16 protein-coding genes are annotated in these 20,541 nt (G+C 64.4%); 10 read left to right on the top strand and 6 right to left on the bottom strand.

Annotated features, from left to right (window positions below):
- Positions 1-43 precede the first annotated feature (43 nt).
- The 5 genes from P3X83_RS41260 to P3X83_RS41280 form a co-directional block, all read right to left on the bottom strand.
- Positions 44-520 (bottom strand): acyltransferase family protein, encoded by a 477-nt coding sequence (locus P3X83_RS41260; RefSeq protein WP_277310888.1) that lies wholly within the window; start codon positions 518-520, stop codon positions 44-46.
- A 303-nt stretch (positions 521-823) separates the two neighbouring features.
- Positions 824-1,363: a hypothetical protein gene (locus P3X83_RS41265; RefSeq protein ID WP_277310889.1), complete on the bottom strand. Its 540-nt coding sequence runs from the start codon at positions 1,361-1,363 to the stop codon at positions 824-826.
- Positions 1,364-1,656: 293 nt separating this feature from the next.
- Positions 1,657-2,046: a DUF296 domain-containing protein gene (locus P3X83_RS41270; RefSeq protein WP_277310890.1), complete on the bottom strand. Its 390-nt coding sequence runs from the start codon at positions 2,044-2,046 to the stop codon at positions 1,657-1,659.
- Positions 2,039-2,614 (bottom strand): hypothetical protein, encoded by a 576-nt coding sequence (locus P3X83_RS41275; protein ID WP_277310891.1) that lies wholly within the window; start codon positions 2,612-2,614, stop codon positions 2,039-2,041. The genes P3X83_RS41270 and P3X83_RS41275 overlap by 8 nt, the downstream gene beginning before the upstream one ends.
- 115 nt (positions 2,615-2,729) lie before the next feature.
- Positions 2,730-4,382 carry a DUF6119 family protein gene (locus P3X83_RS41280; protein WP_277310892.1) on the bottom strand — a complete coding sequence of 551 codons (1,653 nt, stop codon included), beginning with the start codon at positions 4,380-4,382 and terminating at the stop codon, positions 2,730-2,732.
- A gap of 141 nt (positions 4,383-4,523) precedes the next feature.
- Between P3X83_RS41280 and P3X83_RS41285 the strand changes: the two genes are divergently transcribed.
- The 5 genes from P3X83_RS41285 (at position 4,524) to P3X83_RS41305 (ending at position 14,606) form a co-directional block, all read left to right on the top strand.
- A complete protein-coding gene (locus tag P3X83_RS41285) occupies positions 4,524-6,467 on the top strand; it encodes an N-6 DNA methylase (RefSeq protein WP_277310893.1) in 1,944 nt (647 codons plus the stop codon).
- Between the two features lie 89 nt (positions 6,468-6,556).
- A complete protein-coding gene (locus P3X83_RS41290; protein ID WP_277310894.1) occupies positions 6,557-8,551 on the top strand; it encodes a class I SAM-dependent DNA methyltransferase in 1,995 nt (664 codons plus the stop codon).
- Entirely contained in the window at positions 8,548-9,822 is a 1,275-nt protein-coding gene (locus tag P3X83_RS41295) for a restriction endonuclease subunit S (RefSeq protein ID WP_277310895.1), read from the top strand. The genes P3X83_RS41290 and P3X83_RS41295 overlap by 4 nt, the downstream gene beginning before the upstream one ends.
- Positions 9,823-9,824: 2 nt before the next feature.
- A complete protein-coding gene (locus tag P3X83_RS41300; protein WP_277310896.1) occupies positions 9,825-12,971 on the top strand; it encodes a type I restriction endonuclease in 3,147 nt (1,048 codons plus the stop codon).
- A 78-nt stretch (positions 12,972-13,049) separates the two neighbouring features.
- A complete protein-coding gene (locus tag P3X83_RS41305) occupies positions 13,050-14,606 on the top strand; it encodes a serine/threonine-protein kinase (RefSeq protein WP_277310897.1) in 1,557 nt (518 codons plus the stop codon).
- Here P3X83_RS41305 and P3X83_RS41310 read toward each other — a convergent pair.
- On the bottom strand, positions 14,584-15,651 hold the full coding sequence (locus P3X83_RS41310; RefSeq protein ID WP_277310898.1) for an EVE domain-containing protein: 1,068 nt from the start codon (positions 15,649-15,651) through the stop codon (positions 14,584-14,586). The genes P3X83_RS41305 and P3X83_RS41310 overlap by 23 nt on opposite strands.
- A 57-nt stretch (positions 15,652-15,708) precedes the next feature.
- On the opposite strand from P3X83_RS41310, the gene P3X83_RS41315 reads away from it, so the two are divergent.
- The 5 genes from P3X83_RS41315 to P3X83_RS41335 all read left to right on the top strand — a co-directional run bounded on the left by P3X83_RS41315 (position 15,709) and on the right by P3X83_RS41335 (position 20,493).
- Positions 15,709-16,194, top strand: coding sequence for a hypothetical protein (locus P3X83_RS41315; RefSeq protein WP_277310899.1), 486 nt, complete (start codon positions 15,709-15,711; stop codon positions 16,192-16,194).
- A gap of 18 nt (positions 16,195-16,212) precedes the next feature.
- Positions 16,213-16,884 (top strand): 3'-5' exonuclease, encoded by a 672-nt coding sequence (locus P3X83_RS41320; RefSeq protein ID WP_277310900.1) that lies wholly within the window; start codon positions 16,213-16,215, stop codon positions 16,882-16,884.
- A gap of 518 nt (positions 16,885-17,402) precedes the next feature.
- Positions 17,403-18,146, top strand: a complete 744-nt coding sequence (locus P3X83_RS41325; RefSeq protein WP_277310901.1) for a hypothetical protein — start codon at positions 17,403-17,405, stop codon at positions 18,144-18,146.
- A 159-nt stretch (positions 18,147-18,305) separates the two neighbouring features.
- On the top strand, positions 18,306-19,415 hold the full coding sequence (locus P3X83_RS41330; protein ID WP_277310902.1) for a DUF4192 domain-containing protein: 1,110 nt from the start codon (positions 18,306-18,308) through the stop codon (positions 19,413-19,415).
- Between the two features lie 49 nt (positions 19,416-19,464).
- On the top strand, positions 19,465-20,493 hold the full coding sequence (locus tag P3X83_RS41335) for a DUF932 domain-containing protein (RefSeq protein WP_277310903.1): 1,029 nt from the start codon (positions 19,465-19,467) through the stop codon (positions 20,491-20,493).
- Positions 20,494-20,541 lie beyond the last annotated feature (48 nt).

Here is a 20,541-nt window from a genome sequence, read left to right on the forward strand (position 1 = left end):
AGGTCAGCTTCGCCGCAAGCTCCCCGATTCGATCATGGACCAGTTACCCCACCAAGGTTGCGTGATGCACCACTAGCTGATACGTGAAGAGCAGTATCGCGCTGGAAGCGATCAGGGTGATCAACAGCTTGACCATGACCGGGAGGCTCAGGTCGGCAAGGCTGATCCCGATGGCGACCACGATCGGCAGGTGCATGAGGTACATCCAGTAGGAGGCGTCGGCCAGGTATCGGATCGCCGGGCGGGGGCGGGTGAGGAAGCGCATACACACGCCGACCAGACCGTAGGTCACGCACCATCCGCCGAGGGCGACCAACGCTGCGCCTATGGGTAGCGGAACCCGCCCTTGGGTGATTAGCGTGATCGACAGACTGATTACCCCGACGATGAGATACGCGCCCCAGTCCTTGCTGATTCTGGCCAGTGCGTCGGAGCGACGACGCAGCGCCCAGCCGACCGAGAAGGCGCCGATCTCCTGCGCAAACGCATCCTGCTGACTGATTGACCAGGCTCCGATCACGGAATGTGTGCCTGATCCAGTTTTCACGTGTCGTCGACAGTGGCGCCGGGTCTGCTCGGCACGATGGCGTTGAACAGGTTGGTCCGGCCACCCGGTGCCTCGTCGCACTGGATGTACCGAATTCGTGCCGTCCAGAGAGGGTGTGGCAGTCGCGATAGCCATTGTCTCCCGTGGTGGTCGCTGGTCGGGGTCGCGCCTGCTCGTGCCGGCCGTAAACCAGCCAGTGGTCATCCCATGGAGAGGCGCCCCTGTCATCGTCGGCGCTGCCGTGGAAACCGCCGGCGAGCGCGGACGCGGCCATGGTCACGGCGACGGCGGAGTGCACGGCGCCTCCTTGAAGGCCATTCCGGTGAGCACCCATCGTCCGCCGGGGGCCCGCTGCAGCATGGCCTCAACATTGGCCGAGGACTGTGCCTCGCCTGTCTCGGGTATGCGCTCGTGCGTGGTGGCATCGGCCATGCCGGTATTCACGATGTCCTGGCAGTCGATGACCTTCGCCTGCCCCTGGGCCACCCACACTTCTTTCACGCGCGGGATCACCTGTCCGTACGGCTCGCGGCCCTCTGATCGCATCCTTCTGACGCCGTCGACCAGATGGTCCAAGTATTTGCCGCTCACATGTGGTTTGAGTAAAACGCGCGCTTGTGCGGGCGTTGATTGGCCCGCTTGTGGGAGAAGCTTCCAGTAGTTGCGGTAGGCGGCCAGTACGGCGTCGTGCGCGGTGGATGGTGAAGGGTGGGGCGAGCGCGTTGTTCGGGATGTTGGGACGGGCGTTTTCCCAGCTTGTTGGGTTGCTTCTTCCGATTGGCAGCCCGTTATGGCCAGAATGGCAATCGAAGACATGGCTATCAGGTATGGCCTGATATTTTGCCTACACTTGGACATCTTGCCCGCGTGCCCCCTTCGGCGGCCTGCTGGAATGCGAGGAGCGGCGTAGGGGATAAGTCGGCGTGCTGACAAATAGGCGCCCGAAATGCACGCTTCGTGATGCTAAAATGGAAATGGCGGACTTTGGGCGAGTCTAATTGAGGCCGAAATCCGCTCGCCGACTGCCGATTGGGTATTGAGTCGGGACGATGGCTACACAGAGAACCCGAGTAGCGGTATGTCATAAAGGTCGAGATTGCGGACGCGGTTCATCGTGGGATGCACCACCTCGACGATGACCATTTCTGTGAGGAATTGAACCTGAGCTGCGAGCAGGTGGCTGAGTGTTCTTTGAGGCCGACGGCGATGTGGATGTGAGGGAGGATGCCGCCGGTGTCAGGGTCGTGGGCGATGGTCCCGCCACCGAGCGCTTCGACGTTGGAGAGCTGGACCTTGGACCACACCGGCGCTTGCGGGTTGGCGAGCTTTTCGCAGGTGCCGACGATGTCGACCGCTGCGAGCCCGGCGATGAACATCGGGATGTAGCCCTGGCGTACGCCGTTGGTTCGGCAGAAGTCGCCCAAGGCGGTGAAGAAGTCCTCGCCATGGTCGAAAGTGACGCCGAAGGTGCGGCCGAGAGCGAGTTCGTGGCTATGCATTGACCCCTCCCGCCGTCGCGAACGTGTCCTTGATCTCGGCGGTGGAAGCTCCGGCGGTGACGAGCGCGGTGAGCAGGATGCGCGCCTTGTAGGGATGCAGGAAACCGGCGTGGAGGAGTCCCCGGGCCAGGAGATCGCGTTCGGAGCCGGGGAAGCTGTAAGTGGCGGTCAGCACGGGGCCCGAGCCGGTACGAGAGGCCAGCACCACCGGGATCCGTCCCGCCAGTTCGGTCAGTGTGTCCAGGTAACAGGCGGGCACATGCCCGGCCCCCATGGCGGCGACGACCAGTCCGTCGGCCCCGGCGGCGATGGCCCGCAGCGATTCCGCGTCGTCCCCCAGAACAGCCGTGTACAGCGGAACACGGGCAAAGGCGGCATGGGCCGGGACGCGAAGCGTGACCCGCTCCCGCGGTGTGGACAGGATCCGGGCCTGTCCCTCCACGACGTACCCGAGGACGCCACCGTCCGGGGAGGCGAAGGTACCGGTCTGGGGTTTGTGGAGAGCCCGGTGCGGTGAGAGTCGCACGCCGGGTTTGGCGGGCGGGCCGAGGAAACGGGCCAGTCGCAAGGCTGATAACCGCGCCCCGGTCCGAGCCCACAGCGTGGCCTTCCGCTTCCAGCGGAGCTACGTTAGCCGAGGACTTCCAATCCAATTCAGGCCAGGTAGTGGTGTGGGCGGGTTCTCAGCCGCCGTCCTCAGCCGAGGAATCGCTCGGGATGCCGACGACCTCGACGATCACCCCGTGGTCACGCTGGAGCGTCTCGGCGAGTGCAACGAGCGCGACCTGGGCGAACGGGTAGAGCGAGTCGGGAGTCAGTTCCTTGCCCTTGAGGAGGATGGCCAGCACGATCTTGCCCGGCACGAAGTTCTCTGGCACGGTGAGCAGGCCGCCGCTCAGCTTCGCCACCTTCGCGCTAAACTTTGCGCGAGCATCCGGCTCGTTGTACAACGTCCGAGTCGAGATCAGCGCCTGGGCGAACTGATGGCTGAGGGGCTCCGAGCTGTGCGCCGCCTTGACATGCACAAGCGTGTGCCGGTCGGTCAGCCCGTCACACGCCTCGTAACCCTTACCCCGGCGCTGCTGCCGGGTCCGGCTGAACTGGCGATCGAGGCACAGGTACCGACCTCGTCCAAACGTGTTCTGCATGCGGATGTTGTACTCCTCCTCGGACTCACCAGCCCGCCACGGCAACATGGTCACCTCCGACTCGGGCACGATGAGCTCCTGCAGGCGGCGCCGCATCGACTCGACGTAGCCGGCACCACACTCGTACCATTCCCCGCCGTTGAGCTGGTAGATGCGTGACCCAATCGCCGCCACAGCCTCGAACCAGCGGATGGCCCGGGCCCTGCCGATCGGCTCCTTTCCTTCACGGTCGGCACACATCTCGACAGTCCCGTCGCGGAGCGCGACGGAGGGGCTGGTGCAGTGCTGTACCTTGCACCGCAGGCGGAGGTCGTCGAGGTCGAGCTCCTCCCGGACGATCGCGACGCTACCGACCTTGATGCGGTACGAGCGAGCCTCGTGGCGCAGGTCGACCAGGGCGGCCGGGACCGCCACATGCAGCCGGGCATCGCCCTGCCCGCGGAGTGCCTCATCCAGCAGCGCGTCCAACTTGTCGCGGAGTGACTCGGAGCCCACCGGCCGGATGGCTTCCAGCCGTTCGAAGTCAGGTGGCACCTCGCGCTCGCTGATCTCGTTCAACCGGTGCAGCAGGGCTCGAAACGCCGTCGGCTCCAGCGGGATGGGCAAGCGCAACCCGTCCGCACCTTCGACAGAGACACTTTCCCGGTGGTTGAGACCGAGGTCGGCGGCCTTGATCAGGCCGCCGAGCTTCTTGACCAGCTCGGCGTAGTCTCGGATGCCGACACCACCGATAGGGATGCCGTCCGGGACGTAGGTGGAATCGTGCCGTGACAGGCCGCCGAGCGCCCGTCGGTCCACGTCGCGCACCCGTGCCGGGTCGACCGCGCGCAGCGCGCAGTGCAGGCCGAAGCCCAGCTCACGGGAGTCAGTGACCGCGAGGTACCCCTGACCGAAACCGATCCCATAGACGTACGGCCCCGCCGCCACGATCAGTACCGCCTCGCAGTCCTGCCTGATCAGCGGAAGCGATACGCCTGTGAGCGCGGAGAGGCCAGGAGTCCACCCGGCCTTGGAGGGTGGGTGCTGGCGGAAGTAGAGAACCGCTGGCGAACCGTCGATGTCGAGCTCCATAACATCGACGCCCGGCGCAGCGAGACGGCCGGTGGAGGTGGCTTCGAACATCGCGTCCGCGGTGGGAGTGATGCCGGTGAGCCGGTAGATGGTGGCGGGGAGGGTCGCAGGTGCCATGGCGCACTCCAAGCGAGGACGGAGGATGAGTAGGACCGCTTGCATCAAGTATGACTGAAAGCGCCGTTAAATAGTTCCTGCTTGTCTAAGGCTGCTTTTCGCAGCTACCATCACGGCAGTCGCCAAGGGAACGAGGAGACCATGTCGCAGCAGCCGGTGTACGTGACCGCCGCCGAGATCTCCCGGCTGGCCGGGGTCACCAGAGCCACCGTCAGCAACTGGCGGCGGCGTCACGCGGACTTTCCCCCTCCTGCGGCTGGAGCCGACACCAGTCCGCTCTACGACTTGGATGCCGTACGGGTCTGGTTGGCAGCTCACGGGCCGACAAAATCGGGTTCTGCTCTGGCTGAGCTCCGCACGCTGCTACGGCTCCGGCAGGGATCCGCCATCGCGCACCAACTTCTGCCCTTCGTGCTCGCCGCTGTGCAAGCCGAGCGCGACCTGACCGCACTGCCGGACAAGGCGCTCGCTGAAGCGGCCAACCAGGCCGTGGTCAGTCTCGCTGACCTCCCAGGAAGCTCCACACTGACCTATGAGACCGACGATGCACCGGTGCTCCGAGCCATCGTGAACAGCGTGCGCGACCAGGGTGGTCTTGCTGTCGTGGACGTCTTGGCCGAACGAGAGCTCGCCGACAGCAACTCCCCTGGCGCCTTCACCACCCCACGCCAGCTCGCTGACCTCATGGCAGCCCTGCTGGGGACGGATGACCACTACCCTGAGACGGTGTTCGACCCTGCCTGCGGCGGTGGGTCGCTCCTCGATGCTGCCGGCAGTCGGGGAGCGACCGAGTTGCTCGGGCAGGATCGGGTGGAGGTGCAGGCTCTGCGCAGCACCCTCCGCCTGACGCTGTCCAGACCGGAGGCCTTGACGCTGGTGCGCGCCGGCGACAGTCTTCGCGCCGATGCCTTCCATGGGCTGAAGGCGGACGCGGTTCTGTGCAACCCACCGTTCGGGGACCGCGAGTGGGGTCACGACGAACTGGCCTACGACCCTCGCTGGACGTACGGCACGCCGTCCCGCGGTGAAAGCGAGCTGGCATGGGTACAGCACGCACTCGCCCACCTTGCCCCCGGTGGCCATGCGGTGCTCCTGCTACCGCCGTCCACGGCCACGCGCACGCCCAGCCGGAAGATTCGCACCGAGCTACTCAAAGCAGGTGCCATCCGAGCAGTGATCGCCCTACCACCCGGCCTCGCAGTTCCGCTGCACGTTGGCCTTCACCTGTGGGTGTTGCGCAATCCTCCTTCCAATGCGACTGCCGAACCGATCCTGATGCTCGACCTGTCCGAAGGAAGCGGCGATGAAACGCCTGCGTGGGAGACCCTCACGGGCACCACCCTCGCCACCTGGCGGGCCTTCCTCAACCACCCGGACGAATTTGAACCGGTGCCCGGTAGAGCCAGAGCGGTCCCCGTGGTCGAACTCTTCGGCGACAACGTCGATCTCACACCGATCCGGCACCTGCACCGTGCGCAGCTCGACCCGGCAGAGGTTTCCCAGCAGGCCGCTCTTCTTCTCAGCGAGCTCTCCCAGAGCCATGCCGATCTAGACACAGCGATCTCCTCTCAACGATGGTCTGCGTCAGACCAGCCGAGGACATGGCGCACCGCCTTGATCAGCGATCTCGTCCGGGGTGGCCTGCTTGCCGTTCTCCGGCCTGAACCGGCCACGCCGGTCATCGTGGCGGCGGGCGATGTCCTCCTTCCCAAGGGGGTCGCCTTGCGAGAGCGAGCGAGGTTCCGGGTGGTTGACGATCGCCACGCGGGAGCCGTGCTGGACGCCGATCTGGTCGCCCTCCGGGTCGACCCGTCCCGGCTGGACCCGTGGTTCCTGGCCGGCTTCTCACTCACGGAGGAGAATCTCGCAGCCGCATCCGGTCTGCGTTCCTACATCCCCATCGATCCGCTGCGGTTCAAGGTGCCGCTCCTCCCACTGGAGGAGCAGATCCGGTACGGCTCCGCCTTCCGTGAGCTGCACCGGTTGGAGGAGGCAGCCCGGCAGATACACGAACTGGCCGTCGAAACCGCCAGAACCGTCTCCTCAGCCCTGACCGGCGGTGGGCTAAAACCTCCGCAACGTTGAGTTTTCCGCTGGATCAGCCCTTCCGCTCTTCGCAGTCCCCTCACACTGGAGGACGCTGTCCTCCCGGTCGCCACGAGAGAAGGACCCCGTTGGACCTCGGTAAGCACTCCCAACTGTCCAATCACGCTTGGGCCGTCGCCGACCTGCTGCGCGGTGACTATCGCAGGCATGACTACGGCAAGGTGATCCTGCCGTTCACCGTGCTGCGCCGCCTCGAATGCGTCCTGGACTCCACCCGTGACGCCGTCGCCGACGCCGCCGACAAGGGGGAGGAGCGGGAGTTTTTCCTACGCCGAGCGGCCGGGCACAACTTCTACAACATCAGCCGCTACACACTTAAGAAGATCGCGGGTGATCCGAAGCATGCCGCCTTGCTGATGAACCAGTACGTGGCGGCCTTCTCCGACAACGCCCGCGAGGTGCTAGAGAAGTACGACTTCGCCCAGCAGATCAAGAAGCTGGACGAGGCCGACCTGCTCTACCAGGTCGTGGGCAAGTTCGCCGACCTCGACCTGGACCCGCGAGCGGTCCCCAACCAGGCCATGGGCTACATCTTCGAGGACCTGATCCGGCGCTTCGCCGAGGCCTCGAACGAGACTGCAGGTGAGCACTTCACCCCGCGTGAGGTCATCGAGCTGATGGTCAACCTACTCATCGCACCTGACGCCGATCTGCTGCGGGATAGCGGTGTCGTACGCACCGTGCTCGACCCGGCGTGCGGCACCGGCGGCATGCTCAGCGCCGCCGAGGAGCACATCAAGACGTTCAACCCCGGCGCGACCGTAAAGGCGTTCGGCCAGGAGCTTAACCCCGAGTCGTGGGCTATCTGCCGCTCCGACCTCATGATCAAGGGCCAGGACCCGGACCACATCGCCTTCGGCAACTCCTTCACCGACGACGGCCACCTGCGGGAGCGGTTCGACTACCTGCTGGCCAACCCGCCGTTCGGCGTCGAGTGGAAGAAGATCAAGACCCAGATCGAGGACGAGGCGGCACGCGAACCGGAGGGCAAGTTCCAGGCCGGTCTGCCCCGGATCAACGACGGCTCGCTGCTCTTTCTCCAGCACATGATCTCCAAGATGAAGACGCCCGCGCTGGGCGGGAGTCGCATCGCGATCGTCTTCAACGGCTCCCCGCTGTTCACCGGTGCCGCCGGTTCGGGCGAGTCGAACATCCGCCGCTGGATCCTGGAGAACGACTGGCTGGAGGCGATCGTCGCCCTGCCCGACCAGCTCTTCTACAACACCGGGATCTCCACCTACTTCTGGATCCTCAGCAACCGCAAGTCCCCCGATCACCAGGGGAAGGTCATCCTGCTGGACGCGCGGGAGTACTGGCAGAAGATGCGCAAGTCCCTCGGTGACAAGCGTAAGGCGATCGGCGAGGACCAGATCAGAGAGATCACCAGACTGTACGGTGAAGCGCTCAGCGTGGCCGACGACCCCGAGCACCCGTTGCACGGCAAGGTCAAGATCTTCGGCAACGAGGATTTCGGCTACCGCCGCATCACCGTCGAGCGCCCGCTCAAGCTCCGGTTCGAGCTCACCGAAGAGACCCTCGCCAAGGTGCGGACCTCCCTGACGGTCTACAATCCGATTGCCGCAGGCAGCGACATCGGTGTCAGCGACCAACTTGAGGCGATCCGCCCGCTGCTTGGCTCCACGTGGTGGACGAAGATCGAGGCGTTCTCGGCTCTGCACGCGGCGGTGGCCGCTGCCGGGAGGCCGTGGCCGACGAAGGCGCCGTTCCTCAAGTCGCTCCGTGACGCCATCGGCGTGAAGGACCCGAAGGGCGAGGTGCAGCGCAAGAAGAAGAGCGACCCTCATCCGGAACCCGACCCGGACCTGCGCGACTTCGAGAATGTGCCGCTGGACGAGGACGTCGAGGATTATCTGAAGCGAGAAGTCCTACCGCATGTCCCTGACGCCTGGATCGACCACGAGAAGACGAAGATCGGCTACGAGATCCCGGTTACCCGGCACTTCTACGTCTACACGCCACCCCGCCCGCTGGCCGAGATCGACGCCGAACTCAAGTCCCTTGAGGCTGAGATCCAGTCCCTCCTCAGCGAGGTGACCGAATGATCGAGTTCATGAAAGCTTTCGCGAATATGTCTCGAGTTAAGCATTTGGTTTCCAAGATCGGGAGTGGAAAAACTCCGATGGGCGGCTCGGAAACATATCCCGAAGAGGGCGTTGTATTTCTACGGAGCCAGAACATCCATTTCGGTGGCCTCAGACTTGAGGATGTCGCTTACATTAGCGAGGAAACACATCGAGAGATGGAGAACACGCGACTCGTAGAGGGCGACGTTCTTCTCAACATAACTGGGGCGTCAATCGGGAGGGTGGCACGCTTCCCAAAGGGAATCGGGGAGGCGAACGTAAATCAGCACGTATGCATCCTGCGGCCGACAAGCTCCGTCGATTCACGATTCCTCGAATATGCTCTTTCTGCATACACAACATGGGCACAGATTCTGTCGCTGCAGGCCGGAGGAAACCGCGACGGTTTGAACTTCGAACAGGTAGGCGATCTCCATATCCCTACCCCTGCTATCGACACGCAGCGACGGATCGCGAACTTCCTCGACGCCGAGACTGCTCGTATCGACCGCCTCTCGATGCTCCGTTCCCATCAAATCCAGCTGATTTTGTCGCGCACGATTAGCGCCCTCTCCGGGGTCTATGAGGTCTGCGTCGTCAAATACGGTGCGATTCGCCTACGCTACACCTTGATGAGCATCGAGCAAGGCTGGTCGCCACAGTGCGATGATCGGCTAGCAGAAGACGGTGAGTGGGCAGTAGTAAAGGCAGGATGCGTTAACACTGGCATATTCGACCCTCTTCAGCACAAGGCGCTGCCATCAGAGACCGCCCCGCGACAAGAGTATCGCCTTTATCCGGGCGATCTTTTGATGTCAAGAGCAAGTGGATCACGGGACCTGATCGGTAGTGCCGGAATAGTGGGGGACTACGAAGGCAACCTCCTCCTGTGCGACAAAGTCTATCGAATCCGCCTCAACGAGACCCGAATGAGACCCGGCTTCGTAGCGAATATGTTGCGCAGTCATCGTGTTCGCGAACACATCAAAAACGGCATTTCTGGAGCCGATGGTATGGCCAACAACCTACCGACCGGCGTCGTTAAGAATTGCGAGCTTCCGAATGTTCCTGTGAATCGGCAGGATGAAATTGCACTGAGCCTTGAAAGGGCCGCAGAGGAGAGCCGGCGAGCGCGGTCCATGCTTGAGAGGTCGAGAGGACTACTAGCAGAATATCGACAGGCACTGATCACGGCGGCAGTGACGGGGCAGTTCGATGTGTCATCGGCGAGCGGACGTGAAGTGGAGTAGTGATGGCTGCGCACCACAACGAGGAAGCCTTTCGGAGCACGATCCTTGCCGAAATGCAGCAGTGTGGCTGGGAGGTGGGCCATCACTCGGACTATCGAGTCGATCTTGGCCTGGCCGCCGCAGAACTGTTCACCTTCATCGGCGCGACCCAAATCGACGAGTGGAACCAACTGCTCACCCTCTACGGCAACGAGCCCGATGCCGCCCAGCAGGGTTTCGTCAAACGGCTGAACCAGGAGATCGCCGCCGAAGGCGTCCTCAATGTGCTGCGGAACGGCGTGAAGGATCGCGGCGTTCGTATCAGGCTGGCCTACTTCAAGCCGAACTTGGTCGAATCCGACGACGTGCTGACCAACTATCGCGCCAACCGGCTCACGGTCATCCGGGAGATCGCCTACGCCACCAAAGCGGCGGACAAGGGCCACCGTCTGGACCTGGTGCTATTCGTCAACGGCATTCCGGTCGCCACCGCCGAGCTGAAGAACCCGCTCACCGGGCAGGGCGTGGAGCAGGCCAAGAAGCAGTACCGGGAAGACCGCGACCCCACCGAGCCGATCTTCGCCCAAAAGTCGGTGGCGAACTTCGCCGTCGACCCCGACCAGGTCTTCGTCGCTCCGAGATTGCGCGGCAAGAACACCCCGTTCCTTCCCTTCAACACGGGGTCGGAAGGCCCGGGGGAATCCGGCGGCACCGGAAACCCGACGCCGACCGTACCGGGAAAGTATCCGACCTCCTACCTGTGGGAGCAGGTGTGGGAGCGTGACAACTGGCTGGACCTGCTGGAGCGCTTCGTCCACCAGCCCAAGGACAAGAAGGGCAGCGGACGCTCGGCGATCTTCCCCAGGTTCCACCAGTGGGATGCCGTAAAGAAGCTCACAGCGCATGCCGTACGGCATGGAGCCGGTCACAACTACCTGGTCATGCACTCGGCCGGCTCCGGCAAGTCGAACACGATCGCCTGGCTGGCGCACCGCTTGAGCGCGCTGCACACGGCGACCGATGCCCGCGAGCTCGATCCCGCAGCGGTGGCCAAAGGGCTCAAACCGGGCATTCCGGTATTCGACAAGACGATCATCATCACCGACCGGCGCAACCTGGATGCCCAGCTCCGCGAGACGGTCGGCAGCTTCGAGCAGACCGCCGGGCTTGTCGTCAAGATCGACGAGCGGCAGGGAGCGAAGTCGGCACAGTTGGCAACCGCGCTCTCCAAGGAGAGCGGGAAGATCATCACGGTGACGCTGGCCACCTTCCCGGTGCTGGTGGAGTACCTCAAGGACAACCCGACCGAGATCAAAGGCCGGACGTTCGCGATCGTCGTAGACGAGGCGCACTCCTCCCAGTCCGGCGAGGCCGCCAAGGCGGTCCGCGCCGCGCTGCGTGATCTCGGCCTGGATGCCGAGGACGAAGCCCAGGGGGCCACCAGTGTGGACGCCAAGCTGAAGCAGAGCGCCGCCGAGCGCGGCATGGCCTCCAACATCTCCTACTTCGCCTTCACGGCCACGCCGAAAGCCAAGACCCTGGAGCTGTTCGGCAAGCTGGCGAAGATCGACGGCGAGGAGACGTACAAGCCGTTCCACACCTACGCGATGCGCCAGGCGATCGAGGAGGGCTTCATCCTCGATCCGCTTCGCGCCTACGTCACCTACGACACCTTCTGGAAGCTGGTCAGCAACAACCCCGATGACCGGGAGGTGGACAAGTCCAAGGCCAGTCCACAGCTGGCCCGGTACGCCCTCACCCATGATGCTACCGTCGCGCAGCAGGCGGTCGTCATCGTCGAGCACTTCCTGGCCCACACCCGAGGCAGGATGGGCGGACGGGCCAAGGCGATGGTCGTCACTCCTTACCGGGTCAGCGCGTTGCAGATGTCACGTGCCATCAAGGAGGAGCTGGAGATCCGCGGCAGTGACATCGGAGTGCTGGTCGCCTTCTCCGGCAGCCTCGACCACGACGGCGACAAGGACATCACCGAGGTCAAGGAGAACGGCGGCATCGGCGAGGACGCCCTGCCCAAGGCGTTCGCCTACACCCGCGCCGACGACAAGGTCGTGAAAGCCGGCGGCAGGGGCCGCGCCGAGTATCGGATCCTGGTCGTGGCCGACAAGTATCAGACCGGCTTCGACGAGCCGCTGCTGACCACGATGTACGTCAACAAGAAGCTGGCGGGCATCGCCGCCGTGCAGACCCTGTCGCGGCTGAACCGGATCGCTGAGCGCAAGTCACAGGCGGACCTGGCCGTCATCGACTTCGTCAACGACGCCGAGCAGATCAGGGATTCTTTCCGCCCTTACTTCGAGGAGGCAGAGACGCTCCCCTCGGACCCGAACCTGCTGTACACGGCGTTGAGCAAGGTCATGGGTCACCAGGTGCTCTACAAGCAGGAGATGCTCGCCTTCGCCGCAGCGCTCTTCGCGGCCGATGAGGCCAGGGTCTCTCGCGAGAAGCTGCACGCTGAGCTCTACCGGCTGCTCGCGCCCGCTACCAGCCGGTTCAAGGACCTGCTGGACAGCGAGGATGAGGACGACCAGGAGAAGGCCGAGAACTTCCGGTCCGACCTGGACGCCTATGTCAGCAAGTACGGATTCCTCTCCCAGGTCATCCCCTACCAGGACGAGGACCTGGAGCTGCTCTACGTCTACGGTCGCTACCTGCTGGCCCGGCTCCCCCACGGCGCCAGGGGTGACGTGGACCTGGGCGAGATCGACCTCACGCATGTCAAGACCGAGAAGACCGGCGAGCACGACCTCGGCCTCACCCCGGAAGGCGCTTCCGTTCTCAAGGGCTTCGGCGACGGTTCCGGCCAGTCCAAGGAGGAGGAGAAGTCGCTGCTGTCGGAGCTGATCGAGAAGTTCAATGAGAAGTTCGGCACCAGCTTCACTGAACAGGACATGATCGTCCCGTTCAACGAGACCGTCGCCGACCACGAGGTACGGCAGGCCGCCGTCGCCAATGTGGACCCGGACAACTTCGGGCACGTCTTCAACAAGGTCTTCGAGGAGAAGGTCGCCGACCACGTTGACAACCTGAAGACGCTCGGCGACAAGTTCTTCGACAAGGACCCCACATTCAAGGTCGCGCTCACCAAGACCGCCCGCCGTGCGGCCTGGCGGCTTATCCGCGAGCAGGAGGGGCTCGACGACGTGGCTTGATGGCTTCTGTTGGACAGTCGAGCTCTTCCATGGTCACACTGATCACCAAACGTGCTGAGGCCGACTCGTGGAGACAACGTGTCGATTGAACCCGTCGCCGGGCGATACGAGCTGACCGAGAAGATCAGTACCGGCGGCATGGGCACGGTCTGGCGCGGCTACGACGCCGTGCTCGACCGCGAGGTCGCGGTGAAGGTCATCCGGACAGATGTGGTCACGTCCGCACGAGATGCCAAGGAGCTCGCCGACCGTTTCCGCCGTGAAGCCCGCATTACCGCCCGCATTCGCCATCATGGCGTTCCCCAGGTCTACGACGCTGTCCTCGAAGAGCCCTATGACCAGCTCTACTTGGTCATGGAGTACATCCACGGCACCAGCTTGCGTTCCTACGTCAGTCCAGGCGCTCTCCTGCCGATCCCCTGGGCGGCGGCGATGGCCGCGCAGATCGCCACCGTGTTGTCCCATGCCCACGCCATTCCCGTCGTCCACCGCGATCTCAAGCCCGACAATGTGTTGGTCAGCGCGGACGGCACCGTCAAGGTGCTCGACTTCGGCATCGCCGCGATCCTCCGCCCCGATGTGCCGCAACTGACCAGGCTCGGCATCCCGATGGGGACCTTCCAGTACATGTCGCCCGAACAGACCCGGGCCCGCCAAGTCACCCCGCAGAGCGACCTCTACGCTCTCGGCTGCCTCCTTCACGAGCTGCTCACTGGTCGGCCGGTCTTCGACGGCCCCACCGAGGACGACTTCGTCGAGCAACATCGCCATTCCCGACCGACGCTGGTTCGCGTGCTACGCCCCGAAGTCCCCGAGGACCTGGAGAAGCTTGTCCTCGAATTGCTGGCCAAGAAGCCCGAGCAGCGCCCGTCGGATGCCTACACGGCATACCTCAGTCTTCTACCGTTCTTACCTCCACCGGGATCACCCGCGCCGCGGAGCGGTCCTCAGTTCGCCGGATGTCCGGATCCCACCCAGATGTATCGTCGCCCGAACGCCCCACGCCCGCCCGAGGCCGCCCCCAGCGTCCCCGAGCCAGCACCTGCTTTTTCTCCAGGTGGACTGGTTGACTCCAACTTCAAGGATGCCGTCGCCGCCGCCAACCGTAAGGTCACCGAGCTCCTGGACGACGAGCGCTACGTCCAGGCAGCAGACGCCCTCCAGGAAGTGATCGACTCAGGTGCAGCCGCCCTTGGGGCCCGCCATCCACGAGTCCTCGCCCTGCGCAAGAGGAGGGCCGCGATTCTGTTCATCGGCGGAGATTATCGCCGATCGCTACCGGAGTTCGACGACCTCAATCGGGCCTACGAGGCCACCGAAGGACCGACTGGCAACAACGTCATCGACTGCCGCCGCCACGCAGCCGACTGCCGCGCGGAACTCGGCCACGTCACTGATGCGCTCCGGCAGTACCGCGACGTTCTGAGTCTGGTCCGCGCGAAGGAGAGCGACATCTCCCAAACCGCCATCGAGGTCCGGCGCAGCATTGGGACGCTCCTCGCCAGCGAGGGTAATGTCGTAGCGGCACGCGAGGTACTGAGCCCGCTGTTCGACGACCTCCGCGTTCTCTACGGACCAAGCCATGAAGAAGCGCAGGAAATAGCGGAGATGCTCAGATACCTCGCGAACGGGTAACAACATCCTCGCTGATACGACGTAAAATCCAGGCCGGCCCAGCCCCGCGAAGATCGGACCCTAGATGAAGAGTTTCTATCCGCATATCCTCAATGGGCATATAGCGGACATACTCCTGTTGAAGTTCTGAGCCGAGACGGCGCAGAGCCGGACGATTGACCTCACGACGAACCTTCTCGCGCCGCTCCCGGGGAGCAACAATGAAGTGAGGGATTCTGAGGTTCGGCAGGCAAGCCAAAAGATCCGCTATTCTCCCCCAGCCTCGGCTGATGTCGGTGGTGCATTCCACCTCGAACGCCGCGACGACCGCATCGTCCTTGAACCAGAGCACATCGACATACTTGACCACGTCAGCGGCCTTGTCGGGCAGCGATTGAGGTAGGGCAGCCACAACCCTCGGCATAGAGCCGAGTGGCACGTCACCGTACAAACGACTGCGATCATTCACTGCCACGTACACATCGAGGCCTAGGTCCGCACCAAGCTTTAGCAGTAGGTATTGGGCCTCTGTGTGAAGCGTTGACGCTGAACCCGACAGAGCTTTGTGGAGCGCCGCCAAGATCGCCTGGCCATCCGGGTCAGAGAGAACCTTCGGAGTCCCTCGAAGCCGCACTCCCCACGAGCCCAGGTCGCCGCGCCGCTCGAACAGGTCAAGCTCGCCAAGAAGTTCAGTGATCGGTACTCCTTGCTCAGGGCTGGAAACCTGTACGCTCAGGTCAACGCCGACTCGGAGTGGGTAGTCTCCGCTGGCCCAAATCTGCTCGTCCGATTCGTAAGGTCCGCCGGTGATCTCTGCGATGCCAACCAACCGCTTCAGCCCCATGACGTAGAACACCAGGTGATCACCCCGCTTCATGGTGTGCACGCTCTTGCGACGGCGCACGGGGAATCCGGCCACATCAGCACCGTGAGCGATGAACTCGTTCCAGGTGTCCTCGGTGTATACCGCCAACCAGTACTTGTGACCCAAGGTGCCTCCTCGCATACCAGCAGAGTAGGCCTTGGGTAACAAGTATTCGACTATTTCAGAAATGTCCAGTGGCATGCTCGAGCCCTGACCTGTGGTGCGCTTGAGCGTGGGCGGTGCTGGCAGCGTCGCAAGATGCGTCCGCCTGACCTCGACGTCCGCATCGTCCAGGCGTGGCGGGAGGCGAAGACCGGCATACCGCTGTTCCGCAAGACCTCCTGCGGTGTCACGTACGGCTGGCAGCTCCCTGACTACAACGGCCACCTCGGCGTACCCGAGCTGTGCGACATCTGCCCGCCCGGGCAGGTGGCCCGCTGCGCCGCCGCGCTGCGCCCGCCGACCGACGAGGAATTCCGCGCCGCGCTGGACTCGTTCGGTTTCGCCCCGGACACGCCCTTCGCGGTGGAGGACGGGCATGTGCTGACCGGCAAGCTCGGAGAGCAGCGCCGGTACGCCCTCCAGCACTTGCTCGGCTACCAGATGTGGGAGGTCGAACACCCCCATGTGCACGCCGCGCACGGCCGCGCCCTGGAAGGCTACGAACTGACCGCCGCCGAGCAGGCCGCCCTCGACAGCGCCCGCGACCGGCTCGCCGCTGCCGTTCGCGAAGAGGACGACTGATCTACCCGGGAGAACGCCATGCACGACCAGCCGTGGACGGCCGCCGATATCGTCGCCCTCGACCTGGAAGGCAGCGGCGCCCAGGACCGCCAGGACGAGGCGATCCTGGAGATCGCGGCCGTTCCGCTGGCACACGGCCGTCCCGACATGGGGGCGGCCTGGGACAGCGTCATCAACCCGGGCCGCCGCATCCACCCCCGTCCGTGGATCTCACCCGGCCTGACCGGCGACGCACTCACCGGCGCTCCCACCCTGGACGAGGTGCGCGACATCATCGCGGAGAAGCTGAACGGCCACATCCTCGTCGGCCACAACATCGGCGTGGACTGGCGGCTTCTCCACCGGCGCCTGCCCGACGTGCGGCCCGCCGGGCTGCTCGACACCGCCCGTCTCGCCCGCCGGCTCCGACCCGGCGCCCAACGCTGGAACCTCTCCGGCCTCCTCGACGAATACGGCCTCTATGGCGAGGTGGAAACGCACGTCCCTGGCGGGCGGCCGCACCGGGCGCTATGGGACGCGGTCGGCGCCGCGCTTCTCCTGGCCGACCTGGCCCATCGGCGCTCTGCCAAAACTCCCACAATGTTGGGCGCCCTCATCGCCGTGGCCGGCATCCCGCTCACCGACCAACCCGCCTCAGGTGACGCGGATCAGCTCACGCTCGACCTGCACTCGGACAACGAAGGCCGGTGAACCCGGAGTAGCCGGTTCCCGACTGCGATTCTGGTCTGGATTGGCGGCGGAAATCGGCATCGACTGCCCTTCCTGCTTGCCTTCGTGCTACCTCTCCCGATTAATCGGGGGTTGCTGGAGAGGGGTTCCCGCAGGTAGAGCCGAGGGAGATGTCTTCGGGCGACTCCGACACGTGTACTGAGGCACGATTACATAGTAGATGGGGGCCGGTCGTGCATTTAAAATTGCCTCCATGAATATTGCGCTGATGATCCTTCCTTAATGCTCGACCTTATGTCTTTCCTGTGTTCGGGAAGGGTCATTCGAAGCCCTTGAATGCCCTGTTCGATGTGTGGCCGAGTGCATTCTTTGCCTTGAAATCGTTGTAGCGAACTCCGTTTTCTGATGGAATTGAGGTGGCCAAAAGGTGACGGTGCGAAAGGTGCGCCGTACGAGAACGGAGAGCGGTCATAGCGAAATTCGAGATTACGAAAGACGTCCCTGCGAATGTGCCGGGGGCGACCCTGACGCCCGACGACATGGCGCGGGTGACGCCGGAGGACTGGGCTGAAATCCAGAAGCTCGCGCGCGGCTACTGCCGCACGGTGGACTCCACGCGGTCACGTAAGCGCATGGACGGAAGCGCGACCGTCCTCAGGGAGGGACACGCGCCGTACGGCACCGACGACATCTCCGACGACGTGGGCCAGGACGCCGTACTTCTCTTCGCCCAGCGCCTGCGTGACGTGCTCGCGAAGTGCGAGGAAGCGCGGGAGAGCGGCGGTACGCGCGAAACTCAGGCATGGCTGTACGTGCGGAAGGACGGGGGCGAGATGGTCATCACCCGCACCACCCTTCATCGATGGGCGGTTCGCGACGCCGCCGCCCGGAACGGCTACCGGGCGGACGTGGCCCGCAATGGCGTCGATGCGACGCCCGGCGCTCAACCCGGGGGGCGGCGCGCGCATGTGCGGCATGCGGCGGTGGCTTTCTCCGCCGCTCAGTACAGCGGCGAGATCTTCCAGCAGGCGTTCAGTGACGGCCGGGAGTTCCCGACCCTTCGGCGAATCCTCGCGAAGGCCGAGCAGGCGGAGAACTTGGGGCGGGCGGGAATTCTGGCCAATGTCGCCCAAGAAAGCGAGGGCGGCGCGTACGGCTCCCGGCGGGCGGTGATTCGTGTCCGTGACGCGGCGCGCGTGGAGTTGCAGGAGCTCTATGAGCGCCTCGACGATGCGCGTAATGCCATCGTATATGTGGAAACCGAGTCGGACCTGAGCGACTGACCTAGCGCTCTGAAAGCCCCGGGGCATGCGTCCCCGGGGCTTTTGTCTTCTTTGGCCACAGACGCGGCTTCTTTCAAGCGGACGTCCGAAGTGTTTTGTCGGCCGTATTTAAGTAGAGAGAAACACGCGTGAGTGGGGCGCGGCGCGTACACGCAGATCGTGGCCATATTTGCGCATCAGTCGTATCCGGGGGTTGTCATGAGTGAATCGCAGAGCGCCGATCTCGACGCCATACGGTTGAAGTGCCCAGCGGACTTCATCGCCGTTGTGCCGTACCTGCTCGGTTACCACCCGAGCGCCAGTTGCGTGGCGATCGCGATCGAAGGGAGCGAGTTGAAGTGCGTCCTTCGCTTCGATCTTCCCGAACGGGCCGAGGACGCCATGCTGATCGCCCATCAGTGCACTGTGACGATGACGCGCATGGGCACGCCCAAGGTCTATCTGATCGGCTACGGCTCGGGAAGCCAGGTCACGCCGGTCATGGACGCGGTACCGATCGCGCTCGACGGTACGGGCATCGAGATCTTGGACATGCTCCGTTGTGAGGACGGGCGTTACTGGTCCTACCTGGACGTGGACTGCTGCTCTCCCGACGGCACACCGTACGACGTGAGCAGCAACCCGGCTGCGGCGAGTGCCGTGGTCGCGGGGAAGGTCGCGATGGCCGACCGGACCGCCTTCGAGGGGATCGTCGCGCCAGTGCGAGGGCCGGACCGGGAGGCCGTCCGCCGGGCGACGGCGCTGGCCTGTCGGCGGACGACGCGGATGCTGGGCTCGGCGAAGGCGGACTTCTGGTTCGCGGAGGGACGGCGGCAACTCCGGAAGTGCTTCGATGAAGTCGAGGCGGGCCGTCCGATCCCGGCCGATGACGTCGCCTGGGTGGGCGTCCTGCTGACGGCGGTTCTGATCCGGGACATCGGCTTGACGTTCGCCGATCAGTACGGGACCGACGTGTCCATACGCCTGTGGGCCGAGGTGACCCGCCGGGTAGAGCCTCAGTTCGCACCCGCGCCTGCGGTAAATCTCGCCTTGCTGGCCATGCGCATCGGTGACGGGCCACTGGCGCGCGCCGCCGCCGAACGCGCGTTGCGGGAGGCCCCCGGTCATCAATTCGCCACCTTGATCCTTCAAGGGCTCAGCGTCGGCGTACCACCGGAAGTCCTTGCCGAGCAAGATCTCACTGACCTGGCCGCGAGGATCGGCGACCTGGCCGAGCGGGCACCGACAGGCGCGATGCCCGTCCTGCCCAGTGCTCACCGATCCACCTGAACTCCGGCGCCGGATCACAGCCCGGTGTCCTGTCGTGCCTGGAGGCGGCATGTCCAAGGAATCGCTGCAGTGGCTGAACGACAACACGCTGATCGGTTTCACCGACAAGCGTGGAACGGCGTGGCACTATCGCGCGAGTCTGCAAGGGCTCGAACCCAACCACTACCCCGGCGCCATCCCGGTGGCCGATGTTCAGCGGCGACTGTTCGCTTGGGACGCTCTGTCCCGCCCGCTGTACGTGGAAGATCCGATTACCGGCGGTCTGGCCGAGGTGCCGGACCGTCAGGCGATCCTGCGCAGTGACACCGGGTGCGTGATGGGCATCTTCTCCGACGGCTACGAGCGGCATCCGTACCGCGAATGGCTGCTGGAGATGATCGCGCGCCTGCTGAACGACGATCTTTCCATCGGTTCGGCCGGTCTGCTGCGCGGTGGTGCGGTGGCATGGGTCTCGGTGGAGGTGCCCGACAACATCCGTACCCCGGAAGGGGTGGAGTTTCGGCCGCATCTGTTCGGCGCGACGTCGTTCGATGGCTCACTCGCCACGACTTTCAAGCGCGCGATCACCAACGTCGTGTGCGACAACACCATGGCCACCGGGCTGGCCGAACGCGGTCAGCAGATCAAGATCAAGCATTCCCGGCACTCGAAACCACGGCTTGCTGAGGCCCGTCAGGCGCTGGCCATCGTGTACGAGACCGCCGATGCGTTCGCCGCCGAGGTCAAGCGGTTGTGCGACACGGTTGTGACGGCTCGCGAATGGTCGGCGTTCCTGGACGCCTACGTGCCCGTCCCGGTGGAGCCAGGCCGTTCGCGGACTCTGGCGGAGGCCAAGCGTGACGGGCTGGTCAAGCTCTGGCGGCACGACAACCGGGTTGCGCCTTGGGCGGGCACCGGGTGGGGGGTGGTGCAAGCGGTGAACACCTACGTCCACCATGAGCAGACCGTACGTGGCGTCTCCCGTGCGGAACGCAACCGGCTTCGCGCGCTCACCGGCGGTGTCGAGGAACTGGACCGGGAGACGCTGCGGATGCTGGGTCGAGTCTCGGCGCGGCCGGTTCTCGCCAACCCCGCGTGACCGTGGCGGCCGGTACGGTCGCGGCGTGGCCGACGCGCCCGCGTACGG

The organism is Spongiactinospora sp. TRM90649 (assembly GCF_029382225.1).
GTDB lineage: Bacteria > Actinomycetota > Actinomycetes > Streptosporangiales > Streptosporangiaceae > Spongiactinospora.